The sequence below is a fragment of the Streptomyces sp. NRRL WC-3549 genome, from assembly GCF_000721935.1.
Classification (GTDB): Bacteria; Actinomycetota; Actinomycetes; order Streptomycetales; family Streptomycetaceae; genus Streptomyces.
This window is the reverse complement of sequence record NZ_KL585423.1, coordinates 1-1799: the sequence shown is the minus strand read 5'-3', so window position 1 is coordinate 1799 and position 1799 is coordinate 1. Positions and strand designations below refer to the sequence as shown.

Here is a 1799-nt window from a genome sequence, read left to right as displayed (position 1 = left end):
GTGGACGCCGTCGTGTGCCGGCCGCCGGACGGGGAAGGGCGTTCCCGGCCGCCCCGACTGCTGCGCTGGACACCCCCGTTGCCGGGGCCCGCACGCCCGGAGGGGGGCGTGATCGGCCTGACCGACCGCTGGCAGGTCACCGTGACCAGGGCCGGCCTGTGGGTCGGCCCGAAAGACGGCCCCCAGCTGTCTTTGACGGCACGTCAGGTCGACCCGGGTGGTCCGGTGATCGAACTGGGCACGCCGGGGGACCCGTTGGACGCCTCGCTCTGGCCGGCCCTTTCGGGTCTGCTGGGGGCCCTGACACCGGCCCTGCGCGCGTGCGCGACGCTCCATGTGCACGGTGTGTCCCAGGACGGTGGACACCAGCTGCGCCGGCTGGCGGCCCAGCACGGTCTGCGGACCCTCCGCTACGCCGCCCCGGCCCCGGCCCGCTCCGGGCCGGCCGTCCACACCCGTCCGGAGGCCCGGCCCGGCCAGGCCGCGGCCCCGTCCGTACCGGTGGCGACCGAGGGAATCCGTCCGTCCACCGTGCCCGTACCGGGGACCGGAGGACCGCGGCCGTCCACCGCGGGCGGTGCCGTCGCCCCGGCGGACCGACCGGAGCCGGGGCCCGGGTCACGGACGCGGCCCGCCCGGCCGTCGCTGCCGGGCCGACCGCCGCAGTCGGGGCCGTGGCGAGAGGGGCGGCCGGAACACCCATCGCGGCCGTACGCGTCGGGGCAGCCGTCGCCGGCGGGACAGCCGGGGCGGCCGAGGTGTATAAGAGACAGGCGGAAGGCGCTGCGCGGGCCGCGCGGGTCGAACGCGCCCGGCAGCTGAGGGAGGCCATGGCAGCGGGTGCCGCGGCGGCGGACACGAGCACGCCGGCACGTGCCGGCGGGACGCCCGGACGCGCCCCCGGCCCGGACGCGGTCGAAGGGCCGGGCGGCCTCCGGTCACTCGGCGCGCCCAGGAGGCCCGCGGTGACTCCCCGACCGGACGGAGGACCGTCCGAGGCAGCCGACTGGCCGGACGACCCCGTTGTGACGGGGCCGCCGGGGCGTGCCAGGAGTACGGGACCGGCGGGTGGCCCGGCCGGCGGACCGGCGTCGGGCACCACGACCGGCCCGACCGCCCCGGTACCGGAGGAGCGGTGGGAGCCCGCCGGGCGCCACGGAACACCCGAGCCCGAGGCCACGACGGCCGCCCGGCCGGCGAACCCGTCCACCGCCCGGCGTGCCCACCCCGTTCGGGCCACCCGGCCCGGCACCGGGCCGGGTCCGGCCGGGGCGGTCGCACCGTCACCGGACCCCGGCCCCGGCCGGATGGACGGACCTCGGCGTGCGGCCGAACCGAGCCGACCGGCGGTGGGACCGGGCCAGCACGGCCCGGAACAGGAAAACGTTCCTGCGGAAGCTGAAACCCCCGTGAGGACCGACGGACGGGTGAGGGCCGACGGGTCCGGTGAGGCCGACGAGGCCGGCGACCGCACGCGCGCCGGTGAGCCGGTGCCGAGCGAGGGGCCCACCCCCACCGGGGGTCCCGGAGTGGGCGGAAGCGTGCCGGCCGACGCACCGGAGTCGGGCGGTGCGCCGTTCCCGGCGCCTGTCTCTATGTGTATAAGAGACAGGCTCCGAGACCTCGGGCCCTCGTGCCGAGGGTCTCGGCCTCTCCTGTCCTGCGGCGGAAGAGCACCCGGCCTCGGCGGACGCCCCGGCACCGTCCGCCGCGCAAGCCGCGGTCGAGGAAGACGCGGGCGGCCCCCACCCGGACGCGGCCGACGCACCTGGTCGGCCCGACGCCCTACCGCCCCCGCC

Annotated in this window: 1 pseudogene; it reads left to right on the top strand. The window is 78.9% G+C overall.

Features of this window, described 5'->3' with window-relative positions:
- A pseudogene (locus IH13_RS39800) lies at positions 1–822 on the top strand (hypothetical protein); the annotation flags it as partial.
- Positions 823–1799 lie beyond the last annotated feature (977 nt).